The organism is Lutispora thermophila DSM 19022, from assembly GCF_900142105.1.
Classification (GTDB): domain Bacteria; phylum Bacillota; class Clostridia; order Lutisporales; family Lutisporaceae; genus Lutispora; species Lutispora thermophila.
Window position 1 is genome coordinate 1 of sequence record NZ_FQZS01000038.1, and the last position, 17,646, is coordinate 17,646.

18 protein-coding genes and 1 pseudogene are annotated in these 17,646 nt (G+C 36.9%); 17 read left to right on the forward strand and 2 right to left on the reverse strand.

All coding sequences use genetic code 11. The features are described 5' to 3' along the window. Positions 1-276: 276 nt before the first annotated feature. The 14 genes from BUB48_RS18205 (at position 277) to BUB48_RS16580 (ending at position 12,984) form a co-directional block, all read left to right on the forward strand. Positions 277-438 (forward strand): hypothetical protein, encoded by a 162-nt coding sequence (locus BUB48_RS18205; protein ID WP_175548456.1) that lies wholly within the window; start codon positions 277-279, stop codon positions 436-438. An 82-nt stretch (positions 439-520) separates the two neighbouring features. After that, the gene (gene ltrA / locus BUB48_RS16525; RefSeq protein WP_073027859.1) at positions 521-1,819 is read left to right on the forward strand and encodes a group II intron reverse transcriptase/maturase; all 1,299 of its coding nucleotides are present in this window, start codon (positions 521-523) and stop codon (positions 1,817-1,819) included. A 448-nt stretch (positions 1,820-2,267) separates the two neighbouring features. Continuing rightward, positions 2,268-2,873 carry a TetR/AcrR family transcriptional regulator gene (locus BUB48_RS16530; protein ID WP_073027861.1) on the forward strand — a complete coding sequence of 202 codons (606 nt, stop codon included), beginning with the start codon at positions 2,268-2,270 and terminating at the stop codon, positions 2,871-2,873. After that, positions 2,870-3,115 (forward strand): zinc ribbon domain-containing protein, encoded by a 246-nt coding sequence (locus tag BUB48_RS16535; RefSeq protein ID WP_073027864.1) that lies wholly within the window; start codon positions 2,870-2,872, stop codon positions 3,113-3,115. The genes BUB48_RS16530 and BUB48_RS16535 overlap by 4 nt, the downstream gene beginning before the upstream one ends. Positions 3,116-3,390: 275 nt before the next feature. Next, a complete protein-coding gene (locus BUB48_RS16540) occupies positions 3,391-3,696 on the forward strand; it encodes a carboxymuconolactone decarboxylase family protein (RefSeq protein ID WP_073027866.1) in 306 nt (101 codons plus the stop codon). A gap of 753 nt (positions 3,697-4,449) precedes the next feature. After that, complete coding sequence (locus BUB48_RS16545) at positions 4,450-5,151, forward strand: response regulator transcription factor (protein ID WP_073027868.1); 702 nt, start codon at positions 4,450-4,452, stop codon at positions 5,149-5,151. After that, on the forward strand, positions 5,148-6,545 hold the full coding sequence (locus BUB48_RS16550) for a sensor histidine kinase (RefSeq protein ID WP_073027871.1): 1,398 nt from the start codon (positions 5,148-5,150) through the stop codon (positions 6,543-6,545). Before BUB48_RS16545 ends, BUB48_RS16550 begins: the two co-directional genes overlap by 4 nt. Positions 6,546-6,823: 278 nt before the next feature. Continuing rightward, positions 6,824-7,258, forward strand: a complete 435-nt coding sequence (locus tag BUB48_RS16555; RefSeq protein ID WP_073027873.1) for a class I SAM-dependent methyltransferase — start codon at positions 6,824-6,826, stop codon at positions 7,256-7,258. 12 nt (positions 7,259-7,270) lie between these two features. Next, positions 7,271-8,476: an alpha/beta fold hydrolase gene (locus BUB48_RS16560; protein WP_073027876.1), complete on the forward strand. Its 1,206-nt coding sequence runs from the start codon at positions 7,271-7,273 to the stop codon at positions 8,474-8,476. Continuing rightward, positions 8,446-8,898, forward strand: coding sequence for a hypothetical protein (locus BUB48_RS16565; RefSeq protein ID WP_073027878.1), 453 nt, complete (start codon positions 8,446-8,448; stop codon positions 8,896-8,898). Before BUB48_RS16560 ends, BUB48_RS16565 begins: the two co-directional genes overlap by 31 nt. A 237-nt stretch (positions 8,899-9,135) precedes the next feature. Continuing rightward, positions 9,136-9,333 carry a hypothetical protein gene (locus BUB48_RS17655; protein ID WP_242944269.1) on the forward strand — a complete coding sequence of 66 codons (198 nt, stop codon included), beginning with the start codon at positions 9,136-9,138 and terminating at the stop codon, positions 9,331-9,333. Positions 9,334-9,725: 392 nt separating this feature from the next. Beyond that, positions 9,726-10,274, forward strand: coding sequence for a GNAT family N-acetyltransferase (locus BUB48_RS16575; protein WP_073027881.1), 549 nt, complete (start codon positions 9,726-9,728; stop codon positions 10,272-10,274). 723 nt (positions 10,275-10,997) lie between these two features. Then, entirely contained in the window at positions 10,998-11,153 is a 156-nt protein-coding gene (locus BUB48_RS18210) for a hypothetical protein (protein WP_175548457.1), read from the forward strand. 1,192 nt (positions 11,154-12,345) lie between these two features. Beyond that, complete coding sequence (locus BUB48_RS16580) at positions 12,346-12,984, forward strand: flavodoxin family protein (RefSeq protein ID WP_073027883.1); 639 nt, start codon at positions 12,346-12,348, stop codon at positions 12,982-12,984. A 296-nt stretch (positions 12,985-13,280) separates the two neighbouring features. Here BUB48_RS16580 and BUB48_RS16585 read toward each other — a convergent pair whose 3' ends face one another. Continuing rightward, positions 13,281-14,015: a tRNA 2-thiocytidine biosynthesis TtcA family protein gene (locus BUB48_RS16585; protein WP_073027886.1), complete on the reverse strand. Its 735-nt coding sequence runs from the start codon at positions 14,013-14,015 to the stop codon at positions 13,281-13,283. A 649-nt stretch (positions 14,016-14,664) separates the two neighbouring features. Between BUB48_RS16585 and BUB48_RS18355 the strand changes: the two genes are divergently transcribed. From BUB48_RS18355 to BUB48_RS16600, 3 genes are all read left to right on the forward strand, one after another. Next, positions 14,665-14,853, forward strand: a complete 189-nt coding sequence (locus tag BUB48_RS18355) for a GNAT family N-acetyltransferase (protein ID WP_207648358.1) — start codon at positions 14,665-14,667, stop codon at positions 14,851-14,853. A 539-nt stretch (positions 14,854-15,392) separates the two neighbouring features. Next, positions 15,393-16,082 carry a CDP-alcohol phosphatidyltransferase family protein gene (locus BUB48_RS16595; RefSeq protein ID WP_073027888.1) on the forward strand — a complete coding sequence of 230 codons (690 nt, stop codon included), beginning with the start codon at positions 15,393-15,395 and terminating at the stop codon, positions 16,080-16,082. Positions 16,083-16,093: 11 nt separating this feature from the next. After that, on the forward strand, positions 16,094-16,963 hold the full coding sequence (locus BUB48_RS16600) for a phosphatidylserine decarboxylase (protein ID WP_073027890.1): 870 nt from the start codon (positions 16,094-16,096) through the stop codon (positions 16,961-16,963). 493 nt (positions 16,964-17,456) lie between these two features. Here BUB48_RS16600 and BUB48_RS16605 read toward each other — a convergent pair. Beyond that, positions 17,457-17,646: pseudogene (locus BUB48_RS16605) on the reverse strand (transposase); the annotation flags it as partial.

Genomic DNA, 17,646 nt, shown 5'->3' on the forward strand with positions numbered 1-17,646 from the left:
GTGGTGTTGATGTGTGCGTCCAGCGAAGCTGGCAAATGCTAACAGGTGAAAGTCCTGTAGTGGTAAAGGTAGGGCAGCCACTTAGTCAGTAACCAGTGTATGAAGTAATTTGTGCGTTGAAGCGTTACGGAATGTTCTGAAAAGAGCAGACAAACTGGCGGGTCGTAACATGAAGTGAATACTGCCGCACCGTTATTGACATTCCCGAAAGGGAACAACAGGGAGTCGAGCTGAGACATCAACAGCGAAGACAGCAGACGGTATGAAGAACCCTAAATGCAATACCTAAGAACCCTGCGGTGTAGAGGTAGCGACACGTCAGGAAAGTATTTGCCGGAACTGGAGAGAGCCTACTTTGCACAGGAAACTGTAAAGAGGAAGCATATAAGTGAAAGCGAAGTTGCAATCCTGCAAAGAGGCAGTCAGAAGTGCTCATAGTACCAAGGATTGTACAGACAACAAAACTGTACATAGGGAAGGGGCACAACTTTATTCAAGTCTGTAAAGGAGGTAGGTGCCGGTGATTGCCAATAAAGCTATTAACACCCATGAAAAAGTACGAAACCTTCAAAACAGACTATACCTTACAGCCAAGGCTGACCGAAAGAGAAAGTTCTATGCAATGTATGACAAGATATACCGAAAGGATATCTTAGAGGACGCATGGAAACGGGTAAAACAGAATGGTGGAGCAGGCGGTGTCGATAAAGTCAGCATTGAAGACGTGAAAGTGTACGGCGAAGAAGAACTGTTGAACGAAATAGCAGAAGAATTGCGGACAGAGAAATATCGATGTAAGCCTGTCAGGCGAACCTATATTCCAAAATCAGATGGCAGAAAAAGAGCATTAGGAATACCTACAATCAAGGACAGAATTGTGCAGATGGCGGCAAAGATAGTAATCGAGCCGGTATTTGAAGCGGATTTTCAACCTTGTTCATATGGATTCCGACCAAAACGAAGTGCTAAACAGGCAATGGACAGGATATTCGAGGTGGCTGACAAAGGCGGGGCATTATGGGTAATTGATGCCGATATAAGAGATTATTTTGGGAGCATCAACCATGATAAACTACTTTTGCTGGTCAAACAGAGAATAACTGACCGCAGAGTGCTGAAGCTGATAAAAGGCTGGCTGAAGGCAGGAGTGCTGGAGAACGGTCAATATAGCGAAAGTACACTTGGAGCACCACAAGGCGGAGTTATTTCTCCACTGTTATCCAACATATATCTGAATTATTTTGATATATGTTGGAATAAGAGGTTCGGGCATCTGGGCGAGCTAGTACGATACGCAGATGATTTTGTGATATTGTGCAAGCGGAAAGCGCAGGCAGAAGAAGCCCTGAAAGTGGTAAAACGGATTATGGATAAGCTGGAATTGACACTGCACGGTGAGAAAACAAGGCTTGTTGATATGTATTTCGGTAAAGACAGCTTTGATTTTCTTGGTTTCAACAATAGATTTCAGCGGTTCAGGAGCAAAAGCTGGAAGTGGTATTGGACATTACAGCAAGTACCGTCCAAAAAGGCTATGAAGAAAATGAGAGCCAACATCAAAGAGGTGTTTGCAAGTCCAATCAAACTGCTGTTGAGTGTGGAGGAAATGGTGAAGCTGCTCAATCCTAAAATTATTGGCATGAGAAATTATTATGCCAGACGGTTTGCCAGACCATGGTTGTGGAAGATAGATAAGTATATCAATCACAAATTTACTCGTTGGTACAATCGGAAGAAACAACGCAACTACAGGCTTGGAAATGCGGCCAAGGTCAGAGAATTGACTTTACAGGCAGGACTGACTAGTATTTGCGGCTGAATGCTGAAGGAAGAAGAATATCGGAAAGCCGTATGCGAGAAAACCGCACGTACGGTTTGATGAGGGGGCGGTGGAAACCCCACTGCTCTACTCTATCAAGGGTGTAAGCCTTGATTTTACTGAATTTGCGTGATGAAAAGGGTGATTCTTAATACATGTGTTGAAGACTGCAAGGCAAATTCATCAAGATATCAAGATATCGGGAAAAAGCATTTGTAGCCATTGTCTTATTGTAAGAAAAGCAAAAATGGGAGAAGCTAAATTAAAGTAAAAATCTTAAGGACTTAACCATTACGGTTAAGTTTTTTTAATGCTTATGAAAGTATAAAATTCCTTAATTTATACTTTGAATTAAAAGCCTTTATTAGTTATAGATATATTTTGAGTTTGACAAAAAAGTGAAATATATTTATAGTGAGTATAAACTCAATGAGTGAGGAGTCATTAAATGAAAGTTAATACACGAAAGATCCAAAAATTGAACACTCGTAAAAAGATTATTGAAACTGCTTACAAAGTTTTCTCAGAAAAAGGTTTTTCAGTTCCGTCAAGCATTATAGCAAAAGAGGCGGGGGTCTCACATGGTTCAATATTTGCACATTTTCCAACCATAAATGATTTGCTGGTTAGTTTGTTGTCAGACTTTGGAGATAAAATGGGGGCAAGATTGCATGTACTTGCTAAAAAAACGGATAGTGTAGAGAATCTTTTGAAAGAGCATTTGAAGGTTTTGAAAGAATACGAAACATTTTATTCCAGATTAATTTCAGAAATAAATATATTGCCTGATGAAGCAAAAAACACTTTTGCAATTATTCAATCTACTGTGGCCTTTCATTTCGCCAGTGTAATTGAATGCGAGATAGAAAAAGGAACGGTCAAAAAACTACCCATTCATATGCTATTTAATACTTGGCTAGGATTGGTTCACTATTATCTATTGAACAAAGATTTTTTCTCAGAATCCAATGAGTCGGTTATTGAAAGGTACAGTTCAGAATTGCTGTCTACATACCTAAATTTAATCAAAAATGAAAGGAGGGTATATGAATGAAAACATGTATTGCTTGTGGAATGCCTATGGAGGATATTGCGGACTTCGCTGCAAACGATCCGAGTAAGGATTATTGCATCTACTGTTCGCGTCCAGACGGTGAAATGCAGTCTTTTGAAGAAAAGAAAGAGAGCTTTACAAAATTTTTAGTAATGACACAGGGATTCGATGAAAACGTTGCCCGAAAAATTGCTGAAGGCATGATGCGTAAATTACCATCATGGGAAAAATATTTTGATTAAAGGAAGGGGTGTGTCTTGGAGAGTTAACTAAACTACCTAGTGTAGGTAAGCTTTTGGAGAAAATCTTAATGGAATCGGAATTTTTCTGAAGAACAACTAATAGAAATGGGCATCAAGGGAACATTTATTTGCATAAGAATGATTCATCAAAATGCTTGCCTGCATATGATATACGGTCTGTAGGGAGCAATAGATGGTATTAAATACATTTTATTACTGGGAAGTGCAAAGCGTGAACTAAAGTAATTTTATAAGAATTATAAGGAGGAACAGAAATGAAAGTTAGCAAATCATTTGAAGCATTTGCTTCGGAAGCGCCTGAATATCACAGCATCTGGATGAAAAATGTACAAAAATTAGATGCAGTTAGTAAACTGGATAAAAAAACTAAAGAACTTGCGTATTTGGCAGTACTGGCTGCCATACGTCTTGAAAGTGGAATACCATTTCATACAAAAATGGCTAAAGTTTATGGAGCAACGAGAGAAGAAATTATTAGCGCAATACTAGTTGGTCTTCCTGCAGTCGGCAACTGTGTGGTTAGTGCTTTACCTATTGCTTTGTCTGCTTATGACGTGTAAATAGCAAATACTGTGGAAATCGTAGGCAACTTTATACTAAGAGGCTGTTAAATAAAGGTTTTTCCAACATTAGTTTCTTCATAGAACTTTTTTGAAGAAAATAATATTGGAAAAACCTTATTTTTATTGTAATAATTTAAGGAACTACTAATCATATTTCTTAGGCTATTTCTTTGAATAATAGAAACTAATTTGAAGGAGGTAATGAAACCATAAAATATACAGAATATTTTCACTCATAAACTTTATATACGCAAAAACTTAATTATAACAACTTGGTTAATTATGATTTCACTGATTTTTATCGCGTAGAATTCTATAGTAAAAGAGTATTTAACGCAGATGATTATGTTGAATATATTGGTATTCACTGTGATTATATAGTTTTAAAAGAACCTTATCCATTAAAGTTTTTAAGGCATCAGAACAGCTATTAAAAATGCAAGGGAAAAAATGAAATAAAAGATGCGGTTATTTAATATTTAGCAATAAAACTCATTTAATATAAAGAGCTCGAGCCATGTGAAGGAATAGGTGCTACTATTATATCGAAGGCAGCAACCATTATACATCGACAGATTTAGGTAAAGCATCGCCGATTTTATGCGTGCTGTTCGCTGAAGGGTGCAGAAATTTGGATACGAGACTTTGAAATTCATAAATCAAAGGAGTCTTGTTTTTTTTGGCGAATATTAAGATGATATATAGCATGATAAATTGCCGAGTATTATAGGCGGGAGGTGTAAAAACCATATGGTTATACTAATCGCGGACGATGAGAATGACATCCGAAACTTGATAAAAATTAGTCTCGAGGAAAACGGATATACTGTCTTAACGGCCCAAAACGGCAAGGAAGCATGGGATATCCTTACAACACAGGACGTCCATCTGGCAATCCTTGATGTAATGATGCCGGTGATGGATGGATTCAACCTTCTCCGTAAAATACGGGAATACAGCACAATCCCCGTTATATATCTGACCGCAAGGGCAGATGATATGGACAAGGTGCTGGGGCTCGGGCTGGGTGCGGACGATTATCTTGCCAAACCTTTTTCCATTGCCGAGTTAGTGGCTCGCGTAGGTGCACAACTGAGACGGAGCAATGAGTATCTCTCACCGAAAGAAAAATCCAACGTAATCATTACATACGGAAATTTATCTATAGACAAAGAAAAATGCTGCGTTTTTAAGGACGGAGAGCCGATTGAGCTTGGTGCAAAGGAATACAAGCTGCTACTTCATTTTATGGAACACCCGGAGAAGGTTTTCACAAAACGGCAACTTTATCACGCAGTATGGGACGAGGAATACTATTTTGACGACAATACCGTAATGGTGCATATCAGCCGAATAAGGAACCGGATTGAGGACGATCCCCAAAAGCCAAAGTATCTGAAAACCATTCGGGGCATCGGGTACAAGCTCCATTATACAGGTGAGAAGCTATGAAAAGAAAACTGTCCAATCAATTTCTCAGAAATTTTCTGGTGATATTCTTACTGACGATGCTGGATACAGTACTCGCATTTGTGTTCTTGTCCTTTGCCAGCGGATTGATTGCAGGTTCTCTGGCAAAAAACCAGTATCCTGCCAGTGCGATTATCAAAGAGGATTATAATCAGATTGACGCATCCGCTGTTGTGCAAAATGGCGGCGGTGTACAGGTTGTGGATAAGGAATACCGTGTTGTCTACTCGAGAGGTCTTGACACCATCGGAAAGGATAAATTGACTATTGAGGAATTTACAGCATTTTTAACGGATAGTAAAAGCAAGTCTTATCATTATGATATTCTTTATCATCCAAAAGGTGAGTTCTGGCTGATTGTTACATTTCCAACATCCATTCGGCTTGATTTTTCACTGGTGTATAATAAAGAGGCTGCTGCAGGTGATTTTATGCAGGCGTGTTTGGTGATTGCCTTTGTGGTGCTGATTTATCTTCTGATACTTGCACTTTTCGCCTTTACCTATTCAAGGATTACAGCGGCGAGTATAACCATACCCCTCCAAAAGCTCTGTGACGGTACCAGGCTTTTGCGGGAAGGTGATTATTCTGTACGGGTGGATTTACGCCTGAAAAATGAGTTTGCTGAGCTTCAGAATACCTTTAATGATATGGCAGCGCGGATTGAGCATGAAATATCCCTGCGCAAAAAGTCAGAGGAGGATAGGCGGCGGTTGATTCTCGACATCTCCCATGACCTTAAAAATCCTATGTCAAGCATACAGGGCTATGCAGAGCTGCTTATGAAGAAAGGTATGACCGAGCAGGAATGTGATGAACACCTTAAAATCATTCTTAATAACAGTAAAAGGGCCAACCGGCTTCTTACCGAGTTGTTTGAGCTTTCACAATTGGACAGCCCTGAGTTTTCATTAAAGCTGCTAGAAACAGATATCTGCGAGTACATCCGGCAAATATGTGGCGATTTTGTACCGCAGTTGGAGCGCGAAGGTTTCAAATATGAGTTCAATATTCCTGAGGATAGCGTTTTTGCACTGCTGGATACCGACCGATTTAACCGGATTATTCAAAACCTGGCAAACAATGTGATGAGGTACAATCCTGAGGGAACAATGGTTACAGTAAGTCTTACGGTACAAAACCATCAGGTGTTGATTGATTTTAGTGATGATGGCATCGGTATACCGGATCATCTTGCAAACAACATATTCAAGCCTTTTGTTCGGGTAGATGATTCCCGCAACTCCAAAACCGGTGGCAGTGGATTGGGGCTTTTCATAGCGAAAAGAATAGCCGAGGCTCATGGAGGAGATCTGATTTTGCTTCCCAATAAGAATAGGGGCAGCACCTTTCGAATCACGATTCCTGCTATTTAAGGTAGATTTAAGATTCATATCAGCTGTATGACAGGTTAGATTGCTATGATAGTAATGAACCTGAAATACAGCTGATTTTATTATTAGGAGATTATTGTGACACAAGATCAAAACAAATGCAAAAACAAGAGTCATGGTTGGATATATTGAGGTGATGATTAATGAAGTATGAACCGACCTGTTTGGAGATATTTCTGACAAGGTTTGCATTTCTCCTTTGCGGCAAGTCTGTCTACAAGGCATTTGCGGATTGGCTGCCTCTTGATGGTAGGGAGTAGGTGCTTGATTTCGGATGCGGCATGGGAACGGTTGCTTACTACGCCGCAAAAAAGCTTTCCCACGGGCATTTGACCTGTTTGGATATTTCCGAGCGTTGGCTTAATGCCTGCTGCAAAACTCTTCGCGGCTACAGGAATATCAGTTTTTTGCTATGGGAATCTCCGCAGCTTGCAAAAGAAAGCTTTGATGTAGTGTACTGCCACTTTGTACTACATGATATTTCGGAAAGTGAATTGGAAAGAGTCATCCCTGAACTGGCTAGGTCTCTTAGACCCGGTGGTGCATTCGTTTTCCGCGAACCGTTTAATGAAACTAAAAAAATGAGCCTTATCAAACGCCTGGTAGAGCAAAACGGGCTAATCCCCAAGGATAGCCGTATTACCGATATCCCGATGATGGGGAATGTTCTGGAATGCATATACATTAAACAATAATGGAGGTGTACTATGATCCATACAATACTATTTCTTATATTAACTGTTTTGTCAGTCTTTGCCCTTGCTGTACTCTTGATCATGACGGTTTATTGTGCCATTATCGTCAGGATGAAAAAGATTAGCCCCAAACATCTTATTCGCCTAAAAAAAACAATGATATTCTTCGTGGTAACGATGATATTGAATGCAGCACTTATTACCCTTTCTCAGCTTACTGTTTCTACTCCACGTATTGTTGATGAAAACGGAAATACGCCAAAAAACAGCATTGCGGAGCTTAGAGAACTTGAGCTGAATGGAAGGAAACAGTGGATCAGCTTGAGAGGTTGGGACAAAAACGCGCCCGTTCTGCTCTTTCTGGCTGGTGGTCCCGGTGGTACGCAGATGGCAGCGGTGCGGCATGAGCTTGCGGAGCTTGAGAAGCATTTTGTCGTTGTCAACTGGGATCAGCCCGGTTCCGGAAAGTCTTATTATGCAGAGAAAACGAAAAGCATTACATCTCAAACCTATATTCAGGATGGTTACGCTCTGACGGAGTACTTAAAGGAGCGCTTTTCGCAGGAAAAAATCTATCTGATGGGTGAATCATGGGGCAGTGCTTTGGGGATTTTCCTTGCTCATAAGTACCCGGATTCATATCACGCATTGATCGGTACAGGGCAAATGATAGACTTTGTCGAAACCGAGCGGATGGATTACGCAAAGGCAATGGAAATCGCGCAATCCAAAGGCGATACTGCTCTCATAGAACGGCTTATAGCAAATGGTGAACCACCCTATTACGGAGATGACGTAACATGGAAAAGCGCAGTGTACCTGAATTATCTCAGTGCTTATATGGCGAACAATCCAGAAATTCGCAATCCAGGCTACAACACATTTCGGGACATCGGCTCCTCCGAATATGGACTGCTTGATAAAATCAATTTTTTCCGTGGCATTGTTAACACATTTAATCATGTGTACCAACAGCTTTATACCATCGATATGAGAACGGATTACACTAAACTTGATGTGCCTGTCTACTTCTTCCTAGGTCGATACGATGTCAATGCGCCCACAGTGCTGGTCGAGGAATATATGCAGGTTCTGGATGCGCCCGATAAAAAAATTGTATGGTTTGAGCATTCCGGCCATAGCCCATGGATCAACGAGCAGGAAAAGTTTGTAAAGGAGGTATTGTCATGCTTTTTAGAAAACAAAGTGGAAGAATAAGGAGGATTCAGAATATGCATCCGATTATTTTTCTGCCGCTTTTGATTGCCATTATTATAGCGATCTCGGCTTGCTCCGCGCCGAAAGGCAGCATTGTGATTCTTGAGAATCCAAATGGAACAGGATTCACAATGGATTTCAAAAAGTGGGGTTCAAAAAGCAAGTGTGAACTATCCCTAAGCAAGGGTGATGTGTTGCATATTGAGGTTCTCCGTGAAGACGGAGAAATTGCTCTTATGGTCAGCGGCAAAAACGGCAGTGAACCCTATACGGGAAATAACCTTAAGTCAGGTTTATTCACTGTAACAGTATCTGAAACAGATAAATATGCCATACGAATCACAGGTAAAAATGCAACAGGAAAGGTTATGGTCAAAAATATGGGGAATGCTGTCAATATGGATATTGAATCCATTGAGTGAATGCAATATTTTCTAGCTGATTATTTTTTGAGGTGTAGTATATATGTATAAAATGAAAAAGCCATATATGATTGCACAATTACTATTAGTCTGTTTTATATTGACTCTCATAAGATGGTTGAACGTTTTCAACAGTAGTTCTTAGAAATAAATACTTAAATAACATCTCATATAGCAGTTTTTTCATTGAGTCTCTTAGCTTATCTTGGAACAGGTTCTTTGTGGATGACATCTGGAGTGAATTTTCACTTTGCAGCTGTTTTGGGTGCATTTATGATTGTGGCTAATTTAATTTGCGAGACATTACTGAGCATTATTAATGCTATAGATATAATGGATGCTATATACGAAACAGTTGGAATCATTCTAGTGTTTATATGTTTCTATTGCGTTAATAGTAATGGATTGATTGAAATCAATTCAGATTATGAGTAAGAGAAAAATGCAAGAAAAGTTACCTGGTTTGATGGATACTGGGAATAGCTGGTATAATAAAAGATGAATATGAAACATCTTCACACGTACAGACAACTCGTGCCATATGGAGTGCGTCGTCTTGATCAAAATCATGTTTGCTATTCCGCATTTAACGAGGACATTTTAACGCTTGAAGTATTTTAATTGAAACTCCATATGTTGCAACATATAAATTTTGCTTTATGACAAAAAGATTAAATTTGGGTTTTAATAACGTTAAAATAACAATGAAAAATTAAACTGTTATCGGGGAATTACATCCAAGCTAATGAGTATAACAATAGAATTATTAGTATGGATCTACAATGGATTGTAATGAGTAAAAAGTTATTTATTTGAGGAGAGATAATATGATAATACGCAAAGAAACGAAAAGTGATTATGAAAATGTAAGGGAAGTAATTCAGTCTGCATTTTCAAAACGTTTAAAACCGGGAGATAAGTTTAATGAATGGGGAGTAGTTCACGCAGTCAGGAATAGTGATTCATACATAAACGAACTATCTTTGGTGGCCGAGATTAATGGCAGAATTGTAGGCCATATAATGTTTACACCTTTAACGATTAATGATGGAATAAATACCTTTGACTCACTGGCTTTAGGGCCGGTTTCAGTGAAGAAGGATTTTCAAAACCAGGGGGTAGGAACCCGATTAGTAAATGAAGGCATACTGGCTGCGAAAAAATTGGGTTATCAATCAATTATAGTTTTAGGAGATTACAAGTATTACTCAAGATTTGGTTTCGGACCTGCCTCTAAGTGGCATATAGGATTAGATGGGGATTTTAACTGTAAGTATCTATCGGCTTTGGAGCTGGTTGAAAACGGGCTTAAAGGGATAAGCGGAAATATTCGGTACTGCCCTGAATTCTATAACGAAAAAGGGGAATTAATCTAACACCATTAGGTATCGAACCAAGTGGAGTATTAGTATTGACTTCAAGGATAATAGAATAAGTGAAAAGTATTGTATTTCAACGTTTTAGCATAAATGGTATGAAATCCATTAATCGAAGACAAACTCTTGGCTATATGTGTACAATTTTGGCGGGCAAATAGCTGTTTTATAATGGATTAAAAATTACATGAAACCAAATTATAAGGTTGCTGTTATTGCTTTTCATTCATAGATAGTAGAGTATCTACATTAGCGGATTGAGAAGCTCTTTATGGAAGAGAAGAGTGTTAATCTTATAATAAGATAGTTGGAATGATACGGTATTAACGAAAATAATACTGAATTTCTCAGTTATTTTTGCGATAGCAAGATGATCACAAAAGGGGAAATTTTGCCTGCTGATATTTTATATTTTTGGGGCTACCCAATCAAAACTATATCTGAGCATAAAGGCATGGCCATAGGTTATAGCGCGGGAGCGTTGATTAAGTTGGCTGAATACCACCTATTATGTATTATCACCTTGAAATATATTGATATGTTTCCGTGAACGGACTCTTTACGAAAACACAACCCAAAATTGATTGAAATGTTCATGGGTACAGATGGTTCCCAAAATGTCCTACAGACATAAATTCCATCAATTCGGCCCACGTGGAGACGGTAGTTTTGATGTCAAAAACAGAATGAATAAATCAGAATTTTATTGGAGGAATACAAAATATGAAGAAGGAAAAAGTATTATATGCAATTACATGTGCTGTAGGAAGTTGCATGATAGGTTTTTTTGCAAAAGAACTAAATAAAGCCTATGGAATTATACTTTTTACCATTGGTATTGTTTTGATGGTAAGTTCAATTATCAAATTGAGTAAATAAGATTCCAGTTTGCTGGAGTAAAGCAAATCACTCAATCCCGTTTTTTATGAGGTTGATTTGATCCCTTATACGGGTGACATATTTTTTGTTATCTCAAGACATGCGAAGATCGTAACTTTGCTTGCGAAGAAGATAAGTGACTGAAGAAGTAGATGTACGGTATATACAAGGCTTTCTCAAGAAGACGAGCAATGCTAAGTCTGATAAGATTAAATATACTGATGAGTGCGTAGTGTATATGTTTATTAAGTAAAACTCATGGAGTGTTGAAAATGCTTGGTTTCATAAAATGAAGGCAATTCCCTCAACCAGATTTATCCTTTCGATGTGTGTTTCAAAAAACATATCGAAGGGATATTTTTATGCAAAATATGAGCCGTAAATCAGGTAGGACTGAGTTGCCCAAATATATAAATTTATAGAGTTGGTAGATAGGAGGGATGTAAAAGTAAATCCAGATTAATGATTCATGTCAAAAAAGAACACATTTCATGCAGAAAAAGTTTTTTGAAAAATTTATGATATACTTATTGTCAAATATAAGCAAAAGGTTGGCTTAGTATTTGGTATTAACAATGTCAACATAAAGTGTGTTATTTCAAACTAGCAATTTCTCAGTTTTGTTCTTTAATATACTTTGTTATTTTCTTATTTAAAGCCCGCAACTTAAGTAATAACTCAAAAATAATATATTGCCTTATGATATGGAGGGATACTAGCAGAAAATATGCAATATTGCTAGAAAGTATGATTATCTTAATTATTTGCTCTTATAATGTGCTTTGGAACAACCATAGGAGTTGTATCTGCCGATAGTCTGAGAGTTGCAAAAATAAAAGAGTTAAGATGATAAAGATAGCACCCATAATTTATATTGGAGGAATTTCATAGAAACGAATGTTTAATGATTTATAAGAAGTATATTAAAGAGTTCAGGTACCATCTTAATGGAAGTATTGAGCTCTTTCTCAATTGATATCGTTCCAAAAGTATCAATGGGTGGTATCAAGGAAATTCGGTTATTGTATAGGCAGTTATCAATATTTCCATAACCATGCTATGATTATTCTTTAATAAGATGAAAGTTCTGGTTTATTCAAAGTGCGGTAAAGTAAAATATACCTATGTATATTTGGTGAACAATGGTAAAGCTGCAACCGGATCAACATAAATTGAGTTGGGAGGTAAAAAGATGAAACATATTGTTGCTATTAATGCCAGTCCACGTATTAATTGGAACACAGCCCAATTGGTAGAGGCTGCTGCCAAAGGAGCCAAAGAAGCTGGGACCACCGCTGAAATCATTCATCTTTATAAGCTGGAGCCTTTTAGCGGTTGTATTTCTTGTTTTGGTTGTAAACTTCCAAAGACCTTCGGGAAATGTGTCGTTAAAGATGGTATAACAAAGGTGTTGGATAAAATCCGTAAGTCAGACGGCCTTATACTTGGCTCACCGAATTATCTGGGAGATTTGACAGCAGGGTTTAGGGCTCTTTATGAACGATTGGTTTTCCAATCTTTAACCTATAATAAAGAACGGCCCAACTGCAATGACCATATGATTCCCGTCCTCCTCATTCATACTAGTAATTGCGATGAAAGTCTTTATGATAAAATAGGTTATACAGCTATGTTAGAAGGTTATAAACAGAGATTGGAAAGGTTTGTAGGACCAACAAAAATAATGATCTATGGAAATACCTTGCAGGTAAATGATTATAGCAAATACGACTGGACTATTTTTGATCCGGTTGAGAAAAAAACTCGCCATGAAGAGGTGTTTCTCATAAAATTAAAAGAAGCCTATGAGCTTGGAGCAGGACTTGTTTAATGCTCCTGAATACAAGGACATCAATCTAATAAAATATGAGTTGTTATTTAATTGAGTAATGCAAAAGAAACTTTTTTATATGCCATAGGAAACTATAACTCCACATTAATATAAACTTTCCGTAATGGTCTTCTTATAGTTAATGATTATTGGCAATTTTGAGTGACAATTCTGGTGAGCGGGTTAGTGGGAAGCTAACACAAATTCAAAGTTCTACATATTAGTAACTTGGAATCAAGGGATACTAACACCAAAACACCTCTAATGGAATAAACATCATAGAGGTGTTTTTCATGTCATTTTGGTAATAAATATGAATTATTCCAACCTGGAACATTGCCTGTTTGAATAGCATGAAAAAGCCGTTCCTTAAGTCCAGGGTTTTCAGATTGTAGTCTTTTTATTAACTCTTTTGTATATTGGCGTTTGGTATAACCATCAACAGGGCACATATTTTTAACCACTGGTAGGTTATATGCATTGCGGAAGCCCTTTATATCTGCCTCTCGTACGAATATAAGCGGTCTGATAAGGGTGATATCTGATTTTTCAAGATATGTGACAGGAGAAAAGCAGTGAAATCTTCCCTCGTAAATTAAGGACATCATCATGGTTTCTATTACGTCATCATAATGATGGGCATATGCCTCCTTATTGCAACCAAGCTCCTTTGCTTTGGCATTAAATGCGCCCTTGCGCATTTTGGCACAAAGTGAACATGGGTTTGCTTCCTTTCGGTGTGAAAAAATGATGTTAGATATTTCAGTTTCCACTATTGTATAGCTAACACCAAGTTCTGTGCAAAGTTGCTTCACAGGTGAAAAATCCATATCTTTAAAGCCCATGCTGACAGTGATCGCTTCTATATCAAACTGTTTTGGATAGAAACGCCTTAAATGGGATAAAGAATACAGCAGTGTTAAGCTGTCCTTTCCACCTGAAATTCCTATAGCAATTTTATCTCCATCGTCAATCATTTTATAATCATCAATTGCTTTACGCGTATATGAAAGTAGTCTCTGCAATTTCATAATATCATGCCTTTACAAGTAGTCTACATAAATTTCTGCAAATAGTTAATTTTAATTTGTCATTGAAATCAATAGATATTATAGCATATATGTTTTTCCAAGAAAAACAATAAGTTGTCTTTTTTAGAGTAATTAAATACAATATAGTATATGATAGATCATATCTGTTACGATATTTTAATGGAAATAATATCAATGTTGTTCTTATAGGCATGCTGCTTTACTTGACAAACAATAAAGGCTTATTCGGGAGAGCCTGTTGATACGTGGAAAGAAATGAAGACTGAAGTGGCTGAACTAGTTGATTATATGAAGACAGCCATAAAGGCTGTACTTAAAGAGTTTGAAAATGCAAAAACAGGTTACTTGTGGAGAGCAATATAGGATAGAAGGAGTTATTCAACCAAAAAAAATAATCATTGATGAAAAGCTATCTCTAGTCAAATACTATCCTTACTATAAGCGCACATTTGAGTGGTACCAGGACCAGACATTATGTAAGCAAGTGGATAACATTGATTATCCATATGATAAGAAACGCCTCAGCAGAATGTATAGATATCTTTCGACAAAAGGATAGTGCTACTATATCAAATATAAAGAAAATTGCAGGTTCCATTTAGTTGGGGATATACTCTTGTGTGAGGGGATGATTTCAATTGTAGTATGTAAAGAATTTCAAAATAGGTATATTGGGAGAAAGGCAGTAGTTGCCATTTTATCACGTGCTGCCAAAATTGGGTTAAAACAAGTGGATGTAGAAATCTACGACTTTAATAAACAAAGCATTAAAATGTTTTCTGATATTGGTTTTCAAAAGATAGATAAAGTGAGATAACGATATACTTTTGAATAAAAAACATTGATATGATTATGTTTACCGATAACTGCAGAGTTGAGGCGGAAATGTTTCCGAGAACAGAACTTTTTAAATGGCATCAATTCATGTTGAGTGCTTGACATTGATGTCAAGGGTTGAGAAATGGAGGTATTAAAAACATTCATAAATAAAGGGTTTCCTTATATTGCATTTTTTGCGGTAATATTGTTGAGAATATTAATGTCAGGAACGCTTTTTTACTGCACTATAAAGATTCAATAGAAAATCAAATACCCCAGGGAGAACTGGCATAATCTAGATAATTGCAATTATTATTTGTATGAGCAAATGCAATTGAACCTTATATTAAGCATTGTTTTGCTGGATTTTCGTGATAATTTGTGGTATTGTGTTTGTTGTATGAAAATTACTCATTTTAGATGACAATTATTGATTCAAAGAATGGGAGTTCTGCTGTAATGGACAAGCTGCTGGTTCTTTATTGAAAAATATTGCATATTTTGTTATTAGAAATATAATAGAAAGGATAGCTATAGATGATAGGTTTTTATAATTATACGGTTATAATTACTTATATTGGATTGGCAAGTTCTGTGTTTGGAATAACACAATTGATCAATGGCAGGTTTAGAACGGCCATATGCTGCCTGGCATTATCGGGGCTTTGTGATATGTTTGACGGGAAAATTGCCAGAACGAAAAAAGATCGTACTGCTGAAGAAAAATTATTTGGAATACAAATTGACTCATTAAGTGATGTTATTTGCTTTGGTATATTTCCGGCTATGATCAGTTATATGCTGGGTGTAAGAGGTGTTGTTGGAGGACTTATTATCACATTTTATTGTATCGCTGCTGTGATAAGATTGGGATTCTTTAATGTTCTTGAAACAAGAAGGCAACAAGAGGAAGATGGAGCTAACAAGTATTATTATGGTCTTCCGGTAACGTCAATATCGGTAATTCTTCCTTTAGTATTTCTTCTTAACTTTGTTTTGCCGCCAGGGATGCTTGAGTATGTTCTAATGGGCAATCTTCTTGTAGTGGGAATTCTATTTATTGTCAAATTTAAGTTTATGAAGCCAACAAACAGACAGCTTACAATATTGGTTCTTATTGTAGCCTGTGCAGTGTTGGTAAACATGCTCTTTTCTGAGTATCGTATTAGGCACACTATAGATTATGAAAAGCCGTTGATTAAAGCAATAGAAGAAGTAATTGAATAAGGAGGGTTTGGATGAAATATGCCCACCGAAATGGGACTATAATTGAAAAGAATGGTGGACAAGACAGATTTCTTTCATTTTTATATAGAAGAAAGCTAGGTATGATGCTGCTTCTTCAGGTTGTCAAACCTAAATATTCCATTTTCATGGGACGTCTGCTAAATCATAGTATTTCGAAAGTAATGATTTGGCCATTTATCCTTATCAATAAAATTGATATGACAGAATATAAAAAGTGTAAATACAAATCATTCAATGATTTCTTTACTAGAGAAATCAAGCCAGAAAAACGAAAAATTGATTTTAATCCAAAGCATTTTATATCTCCTTGTGACAGCAGATTAAGCGTATACTGCATAGATGAATCTAGTAATTTTATAATAAAGAACACTTCATATACGCTGGAGAGTTTGTTGAGAGATAAGAATCTTGCTGACAGGTATAAAGGAGGAGTTTTACTTGTCTTTAGATTGACAGTAGGCGATTATCATAGATACTGCTATATTGATAATGGGTATAAAACAAAGAACTACCGTATCAAAGGTGTATTACATACGGTAAATCCTATAGTAAACGATAAAGTCAAGATCTATAAAGAGAATACCAGAGAATTTGCAATTCTTCATAGTGAAAACTTTGGTTCTTTGTTGATTATGGAAGTTGGCGCTTTGCTTGTTGGAAAAATTGTTAACTATCATGAAGAAAAATTTGTTAAACGAGGTGAAGAAAAGGGCAAATTTGAATTTGGAGGATCAACCATTATCGTTTGTATTGAAAAAGATAAAGTAATCATTGATGAAGATATCTTGAAGAATTCAGCTTTGGGCATTGAAACCATTGTGAAAATGGGAGAAAAGATAGGTATTGCAAATAAATTATGAGTGCCAGGCACCGAGTAAAACAGCATGCAAAGTAGAATAAAGGCTATGAATATGGTAAAAGGTATAAGGGAGCATGTGTAGCAACAAACTGCAGTGCAGTTAGAACAAGCTATGCTTGCACAAGCAAACCAATCATCAAAGTTTTTATTGGAGTTATTGTTATAAGTTTCATGAGAAAAAATACCCTCGATATGTGTTTATAAAAGCAAATCGAGGGTATTTTTTTGGTATGGATTGAGTTTATATGGATGCATGAAGGCATTGGGGATTAGACAACGTCTATCTTTGTGGGAATGAGTAGGAAAAATGGAAGTTTTGAAAGATAAATTATTGATTATTTCTAAGTTAACCTCTTGTGCTAGTTAATTCGATTTTACTATCAGGAATATTATACCAATCAATAAGGATATAAAATCCCTGATAGATGATATTATATGGGTTAAATATCCAAATATTAACTCTTTGATTCTTGAGTATGATTCACGACCTAAAATTTATTGATGTAATAACACAAGTTATAGGATAATAGCTTGGTTTTAATCCTTGTTTGCAACCCCCAAAAGGACTTCGCTAGTACTCTCTCAATATTCAGTTGGCTAGTGAGCTGAGATGCTGTTGTTTCAATCCTCCGCCTTAATCTAAAGATAGCTTGTCGCAGTTCTTTTGGAAGTTGAATTTTGCAG